This is a genomic window from Candidatus Methylopumilus universalis (assembly GCF_006365315.1).
GTDB classification, from domain to species: Bacteria; Pseudomonadota; Gammaproteobacteria; order Burkholderiales; family Methylophilaceae; genus Methylopumilus; species Methylopumilus universalis.
Window position 1 is genome coordinate 1,212,865 of the sequence record NZ_CP040968.1, and the last position, 20,924, is coordinate 1,233,788.

The 20,924-nt window shown below is 38.0% G+C and carries 21 protein-coding genes; 9 read left to right on the top strand and 12 right to left on the bottom strand.

Annotation, left to right across the window (positions count from 1 at the left end; translation table 11 throughout):
* From FIT79_RS06390 to FIT79_RS06435, 10 genes are all read right to left on the bottom strand, one after another.
* Positions 1-1,203 carry an efflux RND transporter periplasmic adaptor subunit gene (locus tag FIT79_RS06390; RefSeq protein ID WP_139876025.1) on the bottom strand — a complete coding sequence of 401 codons (1,203 nt, stop codon included), beginning with the start codon at positions 1,201-1,203 and terminating at the stop codon, positions 1-3.
* 6 nt (positions 1,204-1,209) lie between these two features.
* Positions 1,210-2,619 (bottom strand): TolC family protein, encoded by a 1,410-nt coding sequence (locus FIT79_RS06395; protein ID WP_223259635.1) that lies wholly within the window; start codon positions 2,617-2,619, stop codon positions 1,210-1,212.
* Between the two features lie 118 nt (positions 2,620-2,737).
* Positions 2,738-3,172, bottom strand: a complete 435-nt coding sequence (locus FIT79_RS06400; RefSeq protein ID WP_139876027.1) for a DUF2147 domain-containing protein — start codon at positions 3,170-3,172, stop codon at positions 2,738-2,740.
* Between the two features lie 8 nt (positions 3,173-3,180).
* Complete coding sequence (locus FIT79_RS06405) at positions 3,181-3,576, bottom strand: EamA family transporter (RefSeq protein ID WP_139876028.1); 396 nt, start codon at positions 3,574-3,576, stop codon at positions 3,181-3,183.
* Positions 3,577-3,579: 3 nt separating this feature from the next.
* Entirely contained in the window at positions 3,580-4,824 is a 1,245-nt protein-coding gene (locus FIT79_RS06410; RefSeq protein ID WP_139876029.1) for a beta-ketoacyl-[acyl-carrier-protein] synthase family protein, read from the bottom strand.
* Positions 4,825-4,830: 6 nt separating this feature from the next.
* Positions 4,831-5,067, bottom strand: a complete 237-nt coding sequence (locus tag FIT79_RS06415; RefSeq protein ID WP_139876030.1) for an acyl carrier protein — start codon at positions 5,065-5,067, stop codon at positions 4,831-4,833.
* 30 nt (positions 5,068-5,097) lie between these two features.
* Positions 5,098-5,835: an alpha/beta hydrolase gene (locus FIT79_RS06420; RefSeq protein ID WP_420898286.1), complete on the bottom strand. Its 738-nt coding sequence runs from the start codon at positions 5,833-5,835 to the stop codon at positions 5,098-5,100.
* Positions 5,836-5,941: 106 nt separating this feature from the next.
* The gene (locus tag FIT79_RS06425) at positions 5,942-6,319 is read right to left on the bottom strand and encodes an EamA family transporter (protein WP_139876032.1); all 378 of its coding nucleotides are present in this window, start codon (positions 6,317-6,319) and stop codon (positions 5,942-5,944) included.
* A gap of 12 nt (positions 6,320-6,331) precedes the next feature.
* Positions 6,332-7,705, bottom strand: coding sequence for an aspartate aminotransferase family protein (locus FIT79_RS06430; protein WP_139876033.1), 1,374 nt, complete (start codon positions 7,703-7,705; stop codon positions 6,332-6,334).
* A gap of 24 nt (positions 7,706-7,729) precedes the next feature.
* Positions 7,730-8,401, bottom strand: coding sequence for an MtnX-like HAD-IB family phosphatase (locus FIT79_RS06435; protein ID WP_139876034.1), 672 nt, complete (start codon positions 8,399-8,401; stop codon positions 7,730-7,732).
* A 124-nt stretch (positions 8,402-8,525) separates the two neighbouring features.
* Here FIT79_RS06435 and FIT79_RS06440 point away from each other — a divergent pair, with 124 nt between their 5' ends.
* Together FIT79_RS06440 and FIT79_RS06445 are read left to right on the top strand one after the other, a co-directional pair.
* Positions 8,526-9,197 carry a response regulator gene (locus FIT79_RS06440; RefSeq protein WP_139876035.1) on the top strand — a complete coding sequence of 224 codons (672 nt, stop codon included), beginning with the start codon at positions 8,526-8,528 and terminating at the stop codon, positions 9,195-9,197.
* On the top strand, positions 9,194-10,594 hold the full coding sequence (locus FIT79_RS06445) for a sensor histidine kinase (protein WP_139876036.1): 1,401 nt from the start codon (positions 9,194-9,196) through the stop codon (positions 10,592-10,594). The genes FIT79_RS06440 and FIT79_RS06445 overlap by 4 nt, the downstream gene beginning before the upstream one ends.
* Here the strand turns inward: FIT79_RS06445 and FIT79_RS06450 are convergent.
* A complete protein-coding gene (locus tag FIT79_RS06450; RefSeq protein ID WP_139876037.1) occupies positions 10,591-11,499 on the bottom strand; it encodes a LysR family transcriptional regulator in 909 nt (302 codons plus the stop codon). The two genes, FIT79_RS06445 and FIT79_RS06450, sit on opposite strands and share 4 nt — an antisense overlap.
* Before the next feature lie 72 nt (positions 11,500-11,571).
* On the opposite strand from FIT79_RS06450, the gene FIT79_RS06455 reads away from it, so the two are divergent.
* The 7 genes from FIT79_RS06455 to htpX all read left to right on the top strand — a co-directional run bounded on the left by FIT79_RS06455 (position 11,572) and on the right by htpX (position 19,847).
* Complete coding sequence (locus tag FIT79_RS06455) at positions 11,572-12,531, top strand: sodium-dependent bicarbonate transport family permease (RefSeq protein ID WP_139876038.1); 960 nt, start codon at positions 11,572-11,574, stop codon at positions 12,529-12,531.
* Positions 12,532-12,575: 44 nt separating this feature from the next.
* Positions 12,576-13,790: a TolC family protein gene (locus FIT79_RS06460; RefSeq protein WP_189644857.1), complete on the top strand. Its 1,215-nt coding sequence runs from the start codon at positions 12,576-12,578 to the stop codon at positions 13,788-13,790.
* Positions 13,791-14,933, top strand: coding sequence for an efflux RND transporter periplasmic adaptor subunit (locus FIT79_RS06465; protein ID WP_139876040.1), 1,143 nt, complete (start codon positions 13,791-13,793; stop codon positions 14,931-14,933).
* A 2-nt stretch (positions 14,934-14,935) separates the two neighbouring features.
* Positions 14,936-18,031: an efflux RND transporter permease subunit gene (locus FIT79_RS06470; protein WP_139876041.1), complete on the top strand. Its 3,096-nt coding sequence runs from the start codon at positions 14,936-14,938 to the stop codon at positions 18,029-18,031.
* Between the two features lie 18 nt (positions 18,032-18,049).
* Complete coding sequence (locus FIT79_RS06475) at positions 18,050-18,385, top strand: P-II family nitrogen regulator (protein WP_139868699.1); 336 nt, start codon at positions 18,050-18,052, stop codon at positions 18,383-18,385.
* 67 nt (positions 18,386-18,452) lie between these two features.
* Complete coding sequence (locus tag FIT79_RS06480; RefSeq protein WP_139876042.1) at positions 18,453-18,947, top strand: glycine zipper 2TM domain-containing protein; 495 nt, start codon at positions 18,453-18,455, stop codon at positions 18,945-18,947.
* 18 nt (positions 18,948-18,965) lie between these two features.
* Positions 18,966-19,847 carry a protease HtpX gene (gene htpX / locus FIT79_RS06485; RefSeq protein ID WP_139876043.1) on the top strand — a complete coding sequence of 294 codons (882 nt, stop codon included), beginning with the start codon at positions 18,966-18,968 and terminating at the stop codon, positions 19,845-19,847.
* Between the two features lie 5 nt (positions 19,848-19,852).
* Here the strand turns inward: htpX and hemE are convergent, their stop codons facing one another.
* The gene (gene hemE, locus FIT79_RS06490) at positions 19,853-20,917 is read right to left on the bottom strand and encodes a uroporphyrinogen decarboxylase (protein ID WP_139876044.1); all 1,065 of its coding nucleotides are present in this window, start codon (positions 20,915-20,917) and stop codon (positions 19,853-19,855) included.
* Positions 20,918-20,924 lie beyond the last annotated feature (7 nt).

The following is a 20,924-nucleotide window of genomic DNA, read 5'->3' on the forward strand; positions in this document are numbered from 1 at the left end:
TTAAAACACTCGTGGCGGACGATTAGGGCCTTGTGCATTTGAGCCGGCTGGTTTTTGATCTGTTGCCATGTCAGCCGTAATCACAAATTCATTAGGTTTAATATCTGAAGTCACAATCTCGGTATATTTGCCATTGGTAATACTTGTCTTAACCCTAATCATTTCCGGCTTATTATTTCTTAAGACATAAACTTTGCCAGAACCTAAGCCATCATTTTTGGTTTTAGCTTTATTGTCATCTGATTTTTTATCTTTCTTCATGGCTAATTTCATTTCTTCATTTTTAGGTCGATAACGTAAAGCCGCATTAGGCACTAGTAACACATTGTCATGTTTTGCAAAATTAATATTCACATAAGCTGTCATGCCTGGTAATAAGAGTTGTTCTGGATTGTCCACTGAAATCACAACGTTATAGGTCACGACATTTGCTGTATTTGTTGGATTGAGTCTAATTTGCTTCACCACACCTTCAAAATTTTGATTAGGAAATGCATCCACATTAAATTTAGCTGTTTGACCTACTTGAATCCTGCCGATATCTGCTTCTGCATAACTTGTGTCGATTTGCATCTTGGATAAGTCTTGTGCAACTTTAAATAAGGTCGGTGTTTGTAAGCTTGCTGCCACCGTTTGACCGACATCCACCTCGCGATCTACGATAACGCCTGAAACAGGTGACTTAATAATTGAATAACCATAATTTGTTTGGTCACGTTTGAGCTGTGCTTTAGTCGTGCTTAATTGCGCTTCTGAAGATTTTAAAGCTTGGGTCGCTTGATCGAGCTCTTGTTTAGACACATATTCTTGTTGAAATAAGTTTCGCATTCTTGCTTCATTCGCTTTGGCTAATTCGACTGAGGCTTCATTATTTTTTACATTACCTAGAGATTGTGCAATTTGTGCTTTAAATAATTCATCTTCAAGCTCTAAAAGAATTTGGCCTTTTTTTACTTGATCGTTATAGTCCGCGTAAATTTTTCTAACGCGACCTGAAACTTGCGTACCCACATTCACAAGTGTCACAGGCTTGATCGTTCCATTTGCTGTGACATTTTGTTCAATGTCTCCCATCGTGACAGGCTGGAGTCGATATAAATCTTCAGGTTTCTTTTTATGCGAGAGTTGATACACATAATAAGCACCAAATAGAAAAGCTAAAATTAAAGCAATATTAATTAAATGGGTGGCTAGCTTTTTCATATGTTTTTATTGTCTTTTCTTTTCGGGTAATTTCTGAATCATTGCATTATCAAGGACGCCTATCGATTGGGCAAGAGTTGTTCTTGCAATATTCCAATTTAAAACCGATTGTATTTTTTGTTGTTTCGCATTAGCTAAAGCACTTTGTGCATTGAGCGTATCAATGATATTTCCAACACCTTCTTTGTAGCGACCTAATGCCAAACGCGATGACTCTTCGGCGCTTAAAAGTAGAATATTAGAAGCAGTAATCGATTCATTAGCTGTCTTTAGATTTTGATAAGCCGTCCAAACGTCTAGGGATACCTGCAGTTTTAGCTGGTCTCTTTTTGAGGCATTTAATTCTGCAGTAGCTTCAGCTGAACGAATAAGGAATGTAGGTTTGTATCCTTCAAAAAGAGGGATACTCAAGAAAATGCCAAGCTGTGAGGTATTTTGAGAAGTTTGTCCTAATAAATTTTCATCATATTGGTTGGAAGCATCAATTCTCACTTTAGGTTTAGCATCTGCTTTTACAGCTTCAATTTTAGCTAATGAAGCTTTTAATTGCGCTTCGCTAGCAATTAGGTCTGGTCTTTGGAGTCTCGCTTGCTCAATGAGAGCATCAATATCTTGATCTACTAATTCAGGAATATCATCAAGCTTGCTGTCAGCTATTTGAAAATTAATGTTTGCAGGGGCTCCCATGACGTTCGCAAGATTTCCATAAGCCACTTTTAATGTGCCTTCGTTTCTAAGTTTCGTAAGTGTGGCACTGGCAAATGAAGTTTGTGCTTGAAGTTTATCTGCAGGCGTTGCAACACCTGCGATATATTTAGCCTCTGCTGCTTTAAAACTTTCCTGAGAGAGACGCTCAGTCTCAATCGACGCATTGAGAATTGCACGATTTGCATGGACTTGATAAAAAGCATTCACTGCAGTTAATAGCACAGTTTGAACTGTTGCGTTTTGACTAGCGCTTGCTGCTCTTAAAAGCTGATTCGCATTTTCAAAATTAGCATCACGACTTCCAAAATCATACAAAAGATAAGATGCAACAATTCTATTGGTAGCATTCGAATAGTTCGTTGTCCGATTTTTATTTTCTGTCACGGATAACGTGTCTGTCACTGATGGAAAAAAGAGTGATCTCGCTACGCCAACTTGGGCTGATTGAACTTTAGCGTTTGCATAAACTTCTCTAGTTTGAGGATTATGACAAAGTGCCGCTTCAGTAACTTCAACCAAAGATAAAGGTTTGTCATAAGTCTTCTGACTGCATGGATCACTTACCGACGGATCAATATAACCTTGGGGAATAAGTTGAATATTATCTTCTTTTAAATCCTTATCTGAATACCATATGGATTCAAGCGCATAGGCTGGAATTAGGGCTCCCAATAAAGAAAAGGTAAGAAGAAAGCGAGGAAAATTCAAATGTAAAAATCTTTTTAAAAAACAGCTTGTTAAGTGCTTCATATCGACAAAATCTTAACATGGGACTATTAAGTATAGACTAGTTTCAAGCCTATTTAATTCAAAAAATTAGGGGTAATTATTTAGCTAAACTTAAATACCGGTCTTGCGTAATAAGTCGATTTACAATGACATGCAATTCAATACGATTATTAGGGAGTGGCTTTAACTCGCACTTATAAATTTTGCCGGAATCCGGGTCTAACACCTTGCCTACCAATTCTTTTTTGGCATTCATCTTAAGCTGTTTAAAAACAACCAAACCAATGATAGGTTTATTTTTATCTGGTCCTACGCATGGCTTACATACATCTACAGGATCATCTTCTGGGTCAGGAAAGACCTCGATAATCTTCCCTTCAAACCCCCCATTTTTTAAAGCGCTAATTTGAATAGTTGCCTCAGGGAGTTCTGTAAAATCATCCAACATGTTCCATTTTCCTACCGGCCACACATCGGCAGCAAAAAGCTTGGATGAAACAAGGATTAATATTAAAAATAAATATTTTTTCATTTTGGGTTTTAAGCAGATGCGATTAATGCACCTAAGCTAATGAGCAAAATACCAAACAGTTGTTGAATAACTATAGTTTCACCTAGAAAAAAAATTGATGCAAGAGGGACAGTCACATAGACCAGAGAATTCATAAGTTGGGCTTTAGATAAATCGACTTTTGATAAAATGGCAAGCCATGAAAAAAACGCAATCAACACAAATACCACACCTATTATGATGTTGGCGTTGGTGAGAATATTTAATACATAAAGAATAACGTGACTTAATTGATCTAAAGGAATCTCACCAAGATTGGTCGCCCCTTTTTTTAAGAAAATTTGGGTAGCCGTGTCACATAAAATGAAGAGCAGAAATAAAAAAAAGATTTCTACATTGTATTTGATTTTTAATTTCTGAAGCATGTTTTAAACCTTGCTCATAATAATGACGCCACTTGTTCCACCAAACGCAAATGAATTTGACATCACATGATTCAATTCATTGAGAACACGCTTTTGATTGGGCACATAATCTAAATCACACGCCGGATCAGATTCTTTTAAATTAATCGTCGGCGGTAATTCTTTTTTGACCAACGCCATGAGGGTTGCTGAAATTTCAATGGCACCTGCAGCACCCATTAAATGGCCATGCATCGATTTCGTTGAGCTCACAGGGATTTGATATGCATGACTACCAAATACATTTTTAATGGCGGCGGTTTCTGTCGCATCGTTAAGTAAAGTACCAGTCCCATGAGCATTAATATAACCAATGTCATTCGGATTTAATTTTGCATCAGTCAATGCTGCTTTCATGGCGCGCGATTGACCTTCAACGGAAGGTTGTGTAATGTGATCACCATCGTTAGTTAAACCATAACCTGTAATCTCACCATAAATTTTAGCCCCTCTCGTTTTTGCCATTTCCATCTCTTCTAAAATAAGAACTGCGGCTCCCTCACCCAACACCAAGCCTGTGCGGTTAAGTGAAAAGGGCTTGCAAGAAGCCCTGGGATTAGCCGGATCTTCTTCAGCTAAGGTTCGCAATGCTTCCCACGCTTTAATCGTTCCAAAAGTAAGAAGCGCTTCAGTGCCTCCTGCAAAAGCCGCATCGGCATAACCATGTTTGATTTGTCGATAGGCTTCACCAATAGCAACCGCCGAAGATGAGCATGCCGTCGTATAAGTTATATTAGGGCCTTTCAATTTAAAGTGCATCGCGATTTGAGATGCGGCTGCGCCATTCATGGCCATAAGCACTGTAAAGGGCTTTAGGCGTCTCGCTTTTTGATTAAATAAACGGTCGTAACCTTCTTCAGTGGAGCTCGCTCCTCCCATACCGGTACCAATAAAAGAACCGACACGATCTAAATTCATGGCAGTTAAATCTAAGTTGGAATCCTTCAAAGCTTCGCGTGCGGAATATAAAGCAAATTGACTCACACGATCAAGTAATGCTAATTCTTGTTTGGTGAAATATTGTGTGCCATCAAAAGTGGCTTGCGCTGCAAGCTTAGCCTCTAATTGATCAGTAAAATCTGAATCTAAATGTTTAATACCCGATTGGCCATTTAGTAATGCATTAAAAAAAGTATCGGGTGTATTGCCAACAGGTGACACTACCCCCATCCCTGTAACAACGACTCTTCTTAGTGAGGTGTTGCTCATTGATGTTTAAACTTTTTTAGCTAGCAATTGATCGAGAAGATTCGTCATATCTTGAATCGTTTTTACATCAACTTGATCGTTAGGTACTTTAATACCTAATTTATCTTCGGCTTCAAAAATAATATCGAACGTATCGAGTGAGTCGAGGCCTAATTCTTCAAGAGTGCTTTCAGGCTTAATAATCGTTACATCAATTTCTAATTTCTTTGCAATTGCATTTGACACCATTTCAAATGAATTCATTTTTTTATCCTTAAACGTCAATAGTACTTATTATAAACCTTGAATGGCATAACAAAATTCAGCCATGCGTTTACCAATATCATCTTTTCTTTTATCCAATGTCACAACATGGTAAGTATCATCGATATACATCGTTTCAATATGTGTAGATGAGACATGTTTTTCTACATAATAGGCATTTTTGATACTTGCCATTTCATCTTCAGTCGAATGCACAATAAGGAGCGGGCATGTCACATCCTTCATAATATTTTCTGTTGCTTTAATTAAATGAAAGCTTTCTAAAATTACAGTGGCAGGAGTTTTGAAGTAACCAATTTTATCAGCCGTTCTTGCATCTTTGTTTTGTAAAATAGAATGCACAAGCGCTCGCGTTCTTTCACATTTAATCCCGTAGGGTGATTTTTCTTCCCACTCTAAAAAATATTTCAACGGTGAATAAAGCACAATAGGTAAAAGTACTTTCTGTTGAAATTTAGAAATATTCCACCCGTCGTAAAAGAAGGTGGATGATAGAGGAATCACGCCTGCCACTTTTCCTGGTCGTTTAGCAGCAATCATCATCGCCATCAATGCGCCCATCGAAAGGCCTGTTATAAAAACATGTTCAAATTCTTCTCTTAATGCATCAAAAACTTTTTCAACGGAAATATACCAATCTTGCCACTTGGTTTTTTTTAAATCTTGAATCGATTTACAGTGGCCTGCCAATTCGGGACACGCTACTGAAATACCTTTTCGAGAAATGACGCGGCCTAAATGTTTCATTTCGGAAGGAGTGCCTGTCAAGCCGTGGATTAGCAGAACTATTGTAGTTAGGTTTTTACGCTCAATAAACCCGTTAGGGCCTAAAAGTGAATCAACTGTCGTCAATTTAAATATTGCCCCCTACCAAATAAATGCCCACGATAATTAAAGAAGCTCCCAACCAGCGATATCGATTGATATGTTCTTTTAAAATGATTCGAGATGCTACGAGTATTAAAACAATTTGAACGCTTGATAGTGGAAATGCTTTACTGATATCTACAGAAGCTAAAAAAGCAATCCATAATACATATTCAATCGCGTAGAGAAAAATACCAAAAGCAATTTCTTTAGTTCTTAAAGCATTAATGATGTTATCAATATGAGACAACCAGCCTTGACGGATTGAATTAGCTAATCGACTGGTACCTTTTTTAAATAGAACGGTTGCCATCACCTCCAAGATGATGGCAGACATAAATAACATTAAGGATTTAGCATCCATCAGTTGCCGAAATTATTCAGCACCACATCTTTTTAATAGTGCTTCAAAGAGCTGGATGCCTAAATCAATTTCTTCTTCCGAAATAAGAAGTGAAGGAGCGAGTGTAATCACATTTTTTTCGTAACCGCCAATATCAAGGACTAAACCATAGGTTTTGTCGCCAATTTTGATGTCGCCTTTGAGTCCTTCATTGAACATACGATCGGCTAACTTTCGACTTGCCTTAAAGCCATCATTTTCGCAAAGTTCAATTCGAAGAGCTAAACCTAAACCACTTACATCGCCCACGACTTTCCAACGTGATTTTAATTCTTGAATACGCTTTAAGAAGTAAGCGCCACGATCATTTACTTTTTTACCAAAATCATCTTCTTCTGTCATCTTCATTACTTCAAGAGCTACTGAAGTGCCCAACGGATTCGATGCAAAAGTTGAATGTGTAGAGCCTGGAGGAAATTTTTGTGGGTTAATTAACTCTTCTTTTGCCCAAATGCCGGACAATGGATTTAAACCATTGGTAATTGCTTTACCAAATACAAAAATGTCAGGAATGATGTCAAAGTTTTCCCAAGACCATAATTTACCTGTGCGGTAAACACCCATTTGAATCTCATCAGCCACAAGAAGCACTTTACTTTTTTTAAAAGATTCTGCTATTTTTTTCATGTACCCTTTAGGTGGCACGATATAACCGCCAGTCCCTTGCATAGGCTCAATATAGAATGCACCGAATTCACATTGACCTGCTTTTTCATCCCATACGGATTGATATTCAGTATCAAATAATTTTTCAAATTCCTTATGGCAGTAGGTATCACACGTCTCCACTTTCATGCTGTAAGGGCAACGGAAGCAATAAGGATAGGGAATAAATTGCGCACGATCGGCAAAGTTACCAAAACGTCGGCGATAGCGATAACTTGAAGTGATTGCAGATGCTCCCAATGTTCTGCCATGGTAGCCGCCCATAAAAGCAAATTGATGTGTTTTGCCTGTGTGGTTTCGTACAACTTTTAATGAGTCTTCAATCGCCTGCGCACCGCCTACATTGAAATGTACGCGACCTTTTACGCCATATTTATCTTCCATGTATTTACAAATGATTTCAGCAAGATCAACTTTTTCTTTATGTAAATACTGGCTTGCTAATTGAGGGAGTGTATCGATTTGTTTTTTTAGAGTGTCTGCAATCCGTTTATTTTTGTAACCGAAGTTAACGGCGGAGTACCACATCTGCCAATCAAGATAAGGAATACCTTTTTCGTCAAATAAAAAGCTGCCGTCACAATTTTCAAATACTTTTGGAGGGTCAGCATAATTTACCGTATCTCCATGTGAGCAATACTTTTCATTCTTATCTAAGATTTCAATGATTTTCTGATCCATCGTATAACCCTCTACTTTTAAAAATTAATTAAATACATAACCTGGAATATTTTGCTCTTCAGGCTTCCAAGTCTTCACAACCTTTAGGACATCATCAAACGTATTAAACGTATGATGTTTGACATTATTTTTTTCACAATGATTAATCAGCGATGACTTTGCAAACACAATGTCGGCATGAAGAGATAAACATGCATCTGATTTTCCATCCCCAATCAACACCACTGGTCCACCTACTTTTTTGCTCACATAATCAGCGACTGCACATTTACACATACCATTTCCCCCTTTACATTCAGGATCTCTTAAGGGAAATGTAATTTCAATACCACGTTCTTTGTAATTCAAGCGATTAGAGTATGTTGGAATTTCAGGCCAACCTGCCTGCCTTGTCGCGACTTTAATCGAATGATCTAACCCATCACTTGCAATCACTAATTTAGCAAACTGTTTCACATAATCATAAAAAGGTAAGAAAGTGTCGTCCAGCTGAATGCTACGGAAAAAATTTTCTAGGCTTAAAAGATCGGAATCCACCATATCGATTTGTTTGGACATGCATTCAAGCGCTGTCATCTTACCGTCAAGCCAGTCTTTTTCTAAAGCTTCCCAGCTAGGGTCTGCAAATTTTTCGAGCAATTGATCAATCGTATCGCGCTTTGAAATCGTTCCGTCAAAATCAACTACAAAAAGCATAAACATCCCTGGTGAAATGAGGCTTTGTAGCCTTTAAAGACTACGCATAATTTAAAACAATATATGCCTAAATCCTTTCAATTGACTTACAATTTTGGGTAAGTCATTAATTTAAAAGGTTGACATGAAGATTTTACTGATCGAGGACGATTCCATTATTGGTGACGCGATCAAAAGCTCGCTTGAAAAGGCCGATTATCTGGTCGAATGGGCTAAAAATGGTCTGGAAGGTGAAATTGCACTCACAGACTCTCAATTTGAAGCGGTCATTTTAGACTTAGGTTTACCTAAAAAACATGGCCTCGATATTTTGAAAAATTTACGCTCTAAAAAAAACCAGCTTCCAGTCCTTATCATTTCAGCCAATGAAAATATTGATAATAAAATTTTAGGTCTTGACTTGGGGGCGGATGATTATTTAGCTAAGCCTTTTGAGCTTCAGGAACTTCATGCAAGACTTCGCGCTGTGATCAGACGAACCAACCAATCAGCCGACAACGTCATTCAATTTGGTCCTTTAAGTTTTAATATTAAAGACCGCAAATTTTTAGCACAAAATAAACAGCTGAGCCTTTCGAAGCGTGAGCTTAATTTGTTAGAGCTTTTTATGCTGAAAAATAATCGCTCTATCTCCAAAGAAAATTTATTAGAAAAGCTCTATAGCTGGGATGAGGATGTTTCTGAAAATGCAATTGAAGTTTATATTCATCGCGTCAGAGCAAAACTTAAACCTTTTGGAGTTGAAATCATTAATCGTCGAGGCTTAGGTTACAGTCTAGGACTCCAAACGCCTTGAAAAAAGACTTATCCACAAAGAAACTGATTTTTCAGTGGATTCTCATTCCTATGGTCGTCATTATTTTGATCGACTCTTCGTTTCTTTTTTATCAAGGCGACAAATTAAGACAGGAAACCTTTGATAAAGATTTGGTAGATACAGCCAAAACACTTGCAGTGATCTTTAAAAAATCAAGTGCTAAAGAAATACGCGATATAGATCGCAACACTATTTCACTTCTCTTAAGTGAGCCTCATGATGAAATGTTTTATTCCATTCGAGACAATAAAGGTCAATTTATTTTTGGAAACCCGAAAGTCGCTTATCAAGAAGCCGATTTAGAAGATCTAGCAGATAAAGATTTTCTAAATGTTTTTTTTGATGAAATTGATGGAAAGAGTGTGCGTGTCGTATCCATTCCGATTGAACATACCATTCAGAATAAAACAGCCACTTTTCATATCCAAGTCGCTGAAACGAGAAATCAGCGAAAAGAGATCCAACGGCAAATTATTTTTTGGATCGTCATTCCACAATTGATTCTTCTTATTTCTGCCATGATCTTGGTAAGATTTGCAGTCACTAAGGGCTTAAGCCCGATTCTTTTTCTTAATGAAAAAATTTCCTCACTTTCATATAAGAATTTAACTCCTATCGATTTGCAGGGTGTGCCAAAAGAAGTCGATCGCTTAGTCGGCTCATTAAATAAACTCATGCAAGAATTAAATCTTTCCGTAAAATCACAAAATCGATTTGTCAGTGATGCGGCACATCAATTAAGAACTCCACTTGCTGGGATATTGGCACAAATTGAATTAGCGCTTGATACTAAAAATGCTGCTGAAATTCAAAAACGGCTCGAAAATATTAATGAAAGTTCAAAACGTCTCATTCATATCATCAATCAATTACTCTCCTTATCCAAGAGCCAGAGTGATGCGCTTCATCATGCTGAATTGCAACCTTTGGATTTAGTCTCTTTCACCAAAAAAATCACCTCAATTATGTTGCCTGCCGCTGACTTAAAACATATTGACTTAGGGTATGAAGGCTCTGAAGCTGCCATATATATCATGGCAGATGAAGCACGTCTTTATGACCTCATTCATAATCTTATCGATAATGCGATTAAATACACAGATGACTATGGAAAAATTACATTAGCTGTTGAATTGAAAGATAACAAAGTAAGACTTACCGTTGAAGATAATGGTGTTGGAATTCCTAAAGAAAATCAGACGATGATTTATGAGCGATTTTACCGAGGAGATAATGTTAATACTGCTGGTGCAGGTGTTGGTTTATCAATTGTCAAAGATATCGCAGAGTTTCATCAAGCGACAATAGAAATTGATAGTCGAAACAGCGAAGAGGGGACACGCTTTTATATTGATTTCAATTTGATGAAATCTTAATTTGAGTTTATGTAAAAATGTTTTGATTCGCTTAAAACATGTTCATGAAAAGCTCTTGCAATCGGTGACAATTGTTTACCTCTCAAATATACAAGATGCCACTGCGAATTAATTGGAAAATCCTGTAACTTTAAGACTGAAATTTCATTATCGTAATCAAATTGGTCTAAAGCATGGATTGAAATTACCGCCACGCCTAAACGACTTGCGACTGCTTTTTTAATAGCCTCATTATTTCCCAGTTCTAATAAAAGACTAGGGGTGAATTTCTTTTGTTTAAAATGAATATCTACGCTCATCCGCGTGCCTGATCCTAGCTCTCTTAAAATAAATCTTTCATGCTTTAAATCTTGCAATCGAAGATTTTTTTTGCTTGCTAATGGGTGATCTTTACAAGCAATCATACAAAGAGGGTTAGGCATAAGTATTTGGTCTTCGAGATCAATATGCATGGGCGGCCTCGACATGACATAAAGGTCGTCACTATTATCTTCAACTCGTCTTATAACCCCGTCCCGATTTAATATTTCAAGGGAGATATCTACTTCTGGATATTTACTACAAAAAGAACCTAGTAGTTTTGGAACAAAATATTTCGCAGTACTCACAACCGCAACTCTTAATCTGCCTTTTGTTAACCCCTTCATTTGTGTCGCGTGTTGCTCAAAAGCTTCCCATCGATTCGTCATCTCTCTTGCTGTTTTTGCGAACTCTTTACCTAATCCTGTTAAATGAATTTTTTTTGAGATCACCTCAAATAAGGGAGATCCAATATTTTCAGTCATCTCTTTCAATTGCATAGAAGCCGTAGGCTGGGTGATATGCATCATGCGCGCTGCCTTGGTAACACTCTCTGTTTGTTCGAGTGCTAGAAATAATCGTAACTGTCTAAAGGTTATATTCATAGATTAAAGTCTATATATATAGTATTAATTATTGATTTTACACTATGTAATTATATTCATACAATCTCGACTATGAGTAATTTTCTTGACCCAGCAATTTTATTTTTTATATTCGGTGTGTTGGCTGGATTTGCTAAATCTAATTTAGAAATTCCTCAGCCGATTGCTCGATTTTTATCGCTTTATCTATTAATGGCCTTAGGCCTTAAAGGTGGCTTTGCGCTCTATGAATCAGGCATTACATCAGAAGTCCTGACAAGTCTAGGTGGCGCTATTTTTATGGCTATACTTGTTCCCTTATTGGGATACTTAGTTTTAAGTCAAAAACTTAAAAAATTAGACGCGGCTGCGGTAGCTGCTACTTACGGATCTATTAGCGCTGTAACGTTTATTACCGCATCTCAGAATTTAGACGACTTAGGCATTCATTACGGCGGCCATATGGCGGCGGCTATGGCGCTGATGGAATCTCCCGCAATTATTTTTGCCATCATCATTGCAAATAAAATAAGAAGCCATCATCAACCTGAGTCTGAAACGAGACCAACGCTTGGTAAAATTTTTCATGAGTCTTTCACTGACGGTGGTCAGCTTTTACTTTTAGGCTCCATGATCATTGGTATCATCAGTGGCGATGTTGCTCATGAGGTATTGGCTCCTTTTTCAATTGATTTATTTAAAGGCATCTTGTCTTTCTTCTTACTGGACATGGGACTTCATGCCGCTCGAAATATTTCTGAACTAAAAAATAAACCTACAATATGTTTTTATTACGCCGTATTGGCTCCTGTGACACATGCAATTTTGGCACTTCTTTTGGCAAAATTACTCGGGCTTGAATTGGGCAATACAATTTTATTAATGGTCTTAGCTTCAAGTGCATCTTACATTGCAGTCCCCGCAGTTTTAAGGCAAGCCTTGCCAGAAGTAAGTCCTGCGTTATATATGGGTATGTCGTTAGGACTAACATTCCCATTAAATATTATCTTTGGTATTCCTTTTTATACGTACCTCGCGCAACAGGGGATATAAAGTATAATTTTAAGATGCGCAGCGTATTTATATTATTTTTGTTTATGTTAGAACTAGCCTCAAAAAGTGCATGGGGCGAAGCTCAATACGGCCTTCAAGATCTTATTGATATTGCAAAAAGAGAAAATCCTATTTTAGATGTTCTGAAAGCCAAGGAGGATGCAGCTAGATCAAGTGTTGTAACTGCTGAATCTTATCTTAATCCTGAAATTGAGGTCGGTACAGGACCCTCCCGATTCAGAACTCCAAATACGAGCACCAATCAACGCAGAAATTATGGGGTCAATATATCCCAACCTCTCGAGTTTCCAAATGTGCGTGGTGCAAAAAAAGCGGTTGCTGAATCAAGAGTTAATTACGCTTCATCTGTCACTGAGGCAACAATGATTAATTTGTCATTGCAAATTAAAAAGGCTTTCTATGATGTGCTTCAAAATGAAGCTGTCTTAAAAATTGCTGAGGGAGACCGTGATGCATTGAAAAATATCCGCGAAAAAGTTGCGCTCCGAGTAGAAGTTGGTGAAGCGCCGAGATATGAATTAATTAAAGCAGATACAGAATTAGTTGCAGCTCAAAGAGATGCAGATGCAGCTTTATTAAGAATCTCTGAGAGTAAGTTTTATCTTAGGGGCTTGGTCAGTAAATCACTTACAGATTCATTTGGTTTAGTAGGCTCGCTCCCTCCAAGCGATATAAACCTTAATGCTGATTTTTTAAAAAATGAGATTTCCAAAAGTCCTAAATTAAAACAAATTAAAGCCTCCGCAGATGTTGCGGAAAATCGATTGCGCCTAGAGGAAAAACTTATTAATCCAGGATTAACGCTTAATGCTGGAGTGGATCAAGATCCAGATATTACTAGCTACCGTTTTGGCATAAGCATTCCTATTCCTATTTGGAATCGAAGACAAGGTCAAATAGGAGAAGCGGCGGCTGGATATAGGGAACTGCAGGCTCAATATACAGACCAAGAATTAGCTCTAAAGCGAGATATTGAGTCTGCTTTTCAGCGCTACCTCATCGCTCAACAACAGGTAAAAACTTTTGAGTCGGGTCTTCTGGAGCAAGCAGAGTCAGTCTTAAAAGTTGCTGAGTCAGCTTATCGCTATGGGGAACGAGGTATTCTCGAATACTTAGATGCACAAAGAACTTTCCGTTTGGTTCGTAAAGATTATCTAGCATCAAAATATGATTACGTTGTAGCTATTTTAGAAATTGAACAATTATTAGGTATGGATATCCTGGAGAATAAAATTTAAATGAAAAAACTAGTTACCCAATTATTTTTGATCCTCGTGAGCATATGCTTACTTTCAGCTTGTTCGAAATCGGATAAAGTCAGCGAGCAAAAAAAAATAGATCCGTTAGAGATTATTATTACCCCGGAAATCCAGAAACAAACTAAAAATGAAGTCGTTAAATATCAAGATATCGGAGAAACGCTTATGATTCCCGGTCGCCTTGAAACACAAAATCGAAAACTTGCAAAAATTGGCTCCCCTATTACAGGTAGAGTTAGCGATCTTTATGTCAGCCTTGGTGATGTGGTAAAAAAAGGCCAGGTGCTTGCAAAAGTAAATAGTATTGAACTCACTCAAACACAACTTACACTCATTAAATCAACTCAGCTCATTGGACTTAAAACAAAAGCGGTTGAGCGCGCTAAGCTTCTATTCGAAGCAGATGTCATTAGTAAAGCTGAGATGTTACGTATTGAAAACGAGCTTGAAGCAGTTAAAGCAGATTACAGAGCGAGTCGCGACCAGCTTGTAGTATTAGGTATGAATGAAAAAGCGTTAGAAAAATTAGAATCTTCAGGTCAAATCAATTCATATGGTGACGTGATTAGTCGGTTTGACGGCATCATCATTTCTCGCACAATTAATTTAGGTCAAATTGTGAATCCTCAAGATAATTTATTCCATGTAGCTGATCTTACAAAATTATGGGCTGTTGCTAACATTCCTGAACAGCAAGCATCTTTTATTCAAAAAGATGAACTGGTGACCATTGAAATTCCTGCACTAGATCATAAAAAAATTGACGCAAAGATTATATTTGAGGGAAGTATTGTTGATCCAGAAACTCGTACTGTGATGGTTCGCGCTGAAATAGATAATCAAAATTTGTCTTTAAAACCCGATATGCTCACTTCGATGTATATCCAGTCAAAAAAAGTTTCAAAGCTTGCTGTTCCTGTCTCAGCTGTTGTGAGAGAGAACGATCGAAATTATGTTTTTATCCAGAACAGTCCAAAAACATACAGACTGAGAGAAGTTCAATTAGGACATAAAGATGGAAATCTCATTACTATATTAAGTGGCATAGCTGAGGGCGAAACCATTATCTCAGACGGTGCTTTTCATTTGAATAGTGAACGCAAGAAAAAAGAGCTTGAATAAATATGATTGAAAAAATTGTTAGGGGCTCTCTCCAGCAAAGACTTGTAGTTTTAGTCTTTGCCATTGCATTACTCGTCGCAGGATTTTTTGGTGTCAAAAAATTATCTGTAGATGCTTTCCCCGATGTGACAAATATTCAGGTACAAATTGCAACACCAGCCCCGGGTAAATCACCTGAAGAAGTGGAACGGTTTATTACCATTCCTATTGAAATTGCAATGACTGGCTTGCCAGGCGTGACCGACATGCGCTCGCTCAATAAAAATTCACTTTCTCTTATCACGCTAGTTTTTAATGACCATACAAATGTCTATTTTGCAAGACAGCTTGTCATGGAAAGATTAATGGAAGTCATGGAGAAAATGCCTGATGGCATTGTCCCTGTTTTGGGTCCAGTTTCTACAGGTTTAGGTGAAATATTTCAATATACTCTTGATAAACCAGGGGATGAAAATAAAGAAATTTCTCAAGAAGAGCTTACAGAGAGAAGGACGATTCAAGACTGGGTAGTTCGCCCCATGTTAAGAAGTGTCCCAGGCGTTGCTGAAATCAATTCATTTGGTGGCTTCATCAAACAATATCAAGCCCTCGTAGATCCTGATCGTTTAAATCATCACGGATTAAAACTACATGATGTTTATGTGGCTTTAGCCAAAAATAATGCCAACAGTGGTGCAGGCGTTCTGCCGCAATTTGATGAACAGTTTCTCATTCGCGGTGTAGGTCTTATTCAAAGCTTAGATGATATTCGCTCTATTGTTTTAAAAGAACGTAATGGCGTCCCTGTCTACATGAAGGATGTTGCGGAAGTCAAACTTGGTCATGAAGTGCGCGTAGGTTCTTTAGTTAAAAATGGTAACACCGAATCAGTCGGGGCTATCGTCATGATGATTAGAGGGGGTAACGCAAAAGAAGTTGTGACGCGTATCAAAACTAAAGTTGATGAAATTAATCAAAAACAATTACTCCCTGGTGGTCTTCAAATCAAATCATTCTATGATCGAAGTCAGCTTGTGGATTCTGCATTATTTACTGTGGTTAAAGTACTTATCGAAGGTGTGATCCTCGTTATTGCAATCCTATTTTTATTTTTAGGCGATGTGAGATCAAGTTTAATTGTAGTCATGACTTTACTTTTAACGCCACTTATCACATTTATTGCGATGAACTATTTAGGTATCTCAGCGAACCTTATGTCGCTTGGGGGTCTGACGATTGCAATCGGTCTCATGGTCGATGGCTCGGTGGTGGTGGTAGAAAATACGTTCCATCGGCTAGGGCACGATAAATCCAATAGTAAGCTTCGCGTTATATTAGAATCTGCCACAGAAGTTGGTAAGCCAGTTCTGTTTGGTGTAGGCATTATTATTCTCGTATTTATTCCGCTCATGACATTAACTGGCATGGAAGGAAAAATGTTTAGTCCTTTAGCGGTCACAATCGCAATAGCACTTTTCATTTCACTCGTTCTTTCTTTCACGCTCACTCCCGTGCTGTGCTCATACTTCTTAAAAGGAGGGAGTGGTGAGGACACTAAAATTATTCAAATTATCAAGGCGCCTTATCTTAAGCTATTGGATCTATCATTAAATAATGAAATTAAAACCATTACGATTGCTGTAAGTGTTTTCGTATTATCTATTGTGGTTTTACCATTTTTAGGCACTTCCTTTATTCCTGAAATGAAAGAAGGAACGCTTGTAGCGAGCATTACTCGTATGCCCAATATTTCTTTAGACGAGTCTATTGATATGGAGAAAAAAGCGACTAAAGAAATCGTAAGTGTTCCAGGTGTTTTAAGTGTTGTTTCTAATATAGGTCGGGGCGAAAGTCCTGCGGACCCTCAATCGCAAAATGAATCACAAGCAGTGGTAAGTTTAAAAGATAAGGATGAATGGCCTAAAGGCTGGACACAAGACACCATCTCTAAAGAAATCCAAAGCAAATTAAAAACATTGTTAGGGGCACAAATTGTCATGATGCAACCTATTTCTGCAAGAGTTGCTGAGCTGTCCACTGGGGTGAGAGCTGACGTAGCCGTTAAAATATTTGGTGAAGATATTAAGCTTCTTAAAGCTAAAGCAGATGAAACGGCAAAATTAGCAGGAAGTATTAAAGGTGCGGCAGACATTAAAATTGAAAAAGTATCAGGACAAGGATATTTAAATATTAATTTAGATAGACAAGCAATCGCGCGCCATGGATTTAATGCTTCTGACATTAATGATCTGATTGAAACTGCTATTGGCGGGAAGATTGCAACTCGCGTTTTTGAAGGCCAAAGAAGCTTTAGTGCTGCAATAAGATTTCCTGAAGATCATCGTAGCGATGTTGAAACTATTAGTAATACACTTCTTACTTCTCCTAACGGATCTAAAATTGCACTAAGAGATTTAGCTTCGATTGAAATTAAAGATGGCCCAGCTCAAATTAGTCGAGAGTATGCGAAAAGAAGAATTGTCGTTGCTATGAACGTTAGAGATAGAGATCTTGGCGGTTTTGTAGCCGAGTTGCAAACTAAATTAGAATCTAAATTAAAACTGCCTGATGGTTATTATTTTGTTTATGGCGGACAGTTTGAAAATATGCAACGTGCATTAAATCACCTCGCGCTCATTGTGCCTGTGACTATTCTTGCCATCTTTTTCTTGCTGTTCATTTTATTTAATTCCATTCGTTATGCCACGATGATTATTACTGTTCTTCCTTTTGCCGCTATTGGTGGCGTATTTGGGTTAGCTGTCACAGGGGAGTACCTCTCAGTGCCTGCGTCTGTTGGTTTTATTGCCTTATGCGGCATTGCCGTGTTAAATGGTGTTGTTTTAATCACCTGCATTCAACATTTACGAACAGAAGGTATGTCACAAATAGATGCTATTCGTGAGGGCTGTAAACAAAGATTAAGGCCTGTGCTCATGACGGCAACAGTTGCACTTCTAGCGCTTGTGCCATTCTTATTTTCTACAGGCCCAGGTTCTGAAGTTCAAAAACCCCTTGCTATCGTTGTCATTGGGGGTCTTATTACTTCAACGTTATTAACGCTACTTGTTTTACCTACGCTTTATAAAAGATTTGAAGAAAAAAATATTGAAGCTTAAATTAATAGGATCTCGACTATGAAAGAAATTAAAGCCATCATTCCCCCTCATCGGTTACCTAAAATTCGCTCAGCCATGAGAAACCTTAAAAATTTCCCTGGCATGACGGTCACTAAAGTTGATGGTTGTGGCCACGGTTTAAAAAAAGTCACTGATGATTTAAAACAAGAGTTAACAGACTACACACCAAAAATTCTCATTCAAATGCTAACACCTGATGATCTAGTTGAAGGTATTTTACAAATTATTGTCGAAGTTGCACATACAGGACAACAAGGCGATGGACTGGTATGGGTGACTCCCATTGAGCGTATGATTCGTCTATCCGAAAAAATTATTGTTGAAGAAGCTTAATTTTTTGTAGAATTGAACTTAAGATCTTAAAAACTCATCTAATAATTATTTATCAATAGGATACATCATGAAAAAGCTATCGATCGCTCTTATGGTTTTAGCTTCAAGCTTTGCGAATGCAGCTGAATTTTCAGATATGGCAACCGTAAAAAGGGTGACGCCTCGTTATATTGAAGTGAATCATCCTATTTCTTCATGCCAAACTTCGACTGAAGCTGCGCCCCCAAAAGAAAAAGGTATTGCAGGTGCCATTATAGGTGGTGTCGCTGGAGGCTTACTTGGAAGCCGAGTAGGAAAAGGGAATGGAAAAGTAGCCGCGGGTGCAGTTGGTGCAGCAGTAGGTGCCGTCGTTGGTGACCGTATGCAAAATGACGATACAACTGCGGACACTCGCAATGTAGAACGTTGTACACAGCGTGATAATTACCAAAGAGTTCAAGAAGGCTATACCACTGTATTTTCATATAATGGCCATGAGTTTGAAGAAGAAACACAAACAAAGTACCGTGTAGGTCAGAAGGTATCAGTCCAAGTAAATGCAGTTGTTGATCAACCTAACTAAAGAAAGTGTATTTTTAAGATGAAGCGTATCTTTTATTTTCTTGTTACAAATCTTGCAATCGTTTTAGTTCTTTCTATCACCATGCGACTGCTTGGTGTAGAACCCTTTCTTAACGCGAACGGACTTAACTTAAATAGTCTATTAATTTTTGCAGCGGTGATGGGCTTTGGCGGGGCTTTCATTTCTCTCGCCATTTCAAAATGGTCAGCCAAACAAATGTCGGGCGCTGTGACGATTGAAAACCCAAAGACGCCTGATGAAATTTGGCTAATGAATATAATCAAAAAACAATCTCAAGCCGTTGGAATTCAGATGCCGGAAGTGGCTATATTTAATTCTCCTGTGGTCAATGCGTTTGCAACAGGCATGAGTCGCAATAGCTCTCTTGTAGCAGTTTCCTCGGGTTTACTTGAAATGATGACAAAAGACGAGGCAGAAGCAGTTATAGGTCATGAAATATCACATATTGCAAATGGTGATATGGTCACACTGACTTTAATTCAAGGTGTCGTGAATACATTTGTATTATTCTTTTCTCGTGTCATTGGTTATACGGTAGATAAAGTCGTTTTCAAAACTAGACAAGGCACTGGCCCTGCATTTTTTATTACAATGATTATTTCGGAATTACTGTTGGGTGTTCTAGCTTCAATCGTTGTCATGTGGTTTTCTCGTCAACGTGAGTATCGAGCTGATTTTGGTGGTGGGCAACTCGCAGGAAAACAAAAAATGATTGCAGCCCTTCAGCGCCTTAAAACACAATATGAAACAAGCGCTTTACCAAAATCAATAGCAGCATTGGGCATTTCGGGTGAACAAGGAATAGGGCTCAAGGAATTATTCTCGACACATCCAAGCCTAGATGATCGTATCGCTAGACTTCAACAAAGCACAAATTAAATTTATTAAGCGTGAAACTGTTGGCTATATTCACGCACAGTGTTGAGCATCACATCGACATGCTCGGGTGGTGCGTGCTCTGTAATGCCATGACCTAGATTAAAGATATGCCCTGATCCTTTGCCATATCTATCTAATATTCTTTTTACTTCTTTTTCAATTGCTTCAGGTTTAGATAACAGAATCGCAGGATCTAAATTACCCTGAAGGGCGACTTTTTCACCCACTTTTTGGTGTGCCATTCCAATATCGGTTTGCCAATCAAGTCCTAATGCATCAGAACCTGCTGTTAATTGATCCTCTAACCAAAGGCCGCCGCCTTTAGTAAACATGATTGATGGAATTTTTTTAGTATTCATCATTTTCAAATTGGATAAAATCACTTTCATATAAGGCAATGAAAATTCTAAATAGCCTTGATGAGATAGTGCACCACCCCATGAATCAAAAATCATAATCGTATCGACACCAGCTTCAATTTGCGCGTGCAAATATTGCGTCACTGCTTCTGTTGTTGTTTTTAAAATATGATGAAGTAAATCAGGACGGCTGTAAGCCATTTTTTTGATCGTTAAAAAATCAGTCCCGCCTTGACCTTCCACCATATAAGTCGCAAGCGTCCAGGGGCTTCCAGAAAATCCAATCAAAGGCACACGCCCTTGTAATGCTTTTTTGATTTGTGAAACTGCATCAATCACGTACTTTAAGTCTTTATCTATATCAGGTATTTTTAATTTCTGAATATCTGCCTCAATACGTAAAGGTCTTTCAAATTTAGGGCCTTCACCGGCTGCAAAGTATAAGCCTAATCCCATCGCATCGGGCACTGTCAAAATATCCGAAAATAAAATGGATGCATCTAAAAGCGGGTAACGATCAAGCGGTTGCAATGTCACTTCAGTTGCTAAATTTGGATTCTTACAAAGGCTTAAAAAGTCACCTGCCTTTTGACGTGTGGCACGATACTCAGGTAAATATCGTCCTGCTTGACGCATCATCCATACAGGTGTGTATGGTGTGGGTTCTCTATGAAGTGCTTTTAAGAAGTTATCGTTTTTGAGTTGTGTCATAGGTGAT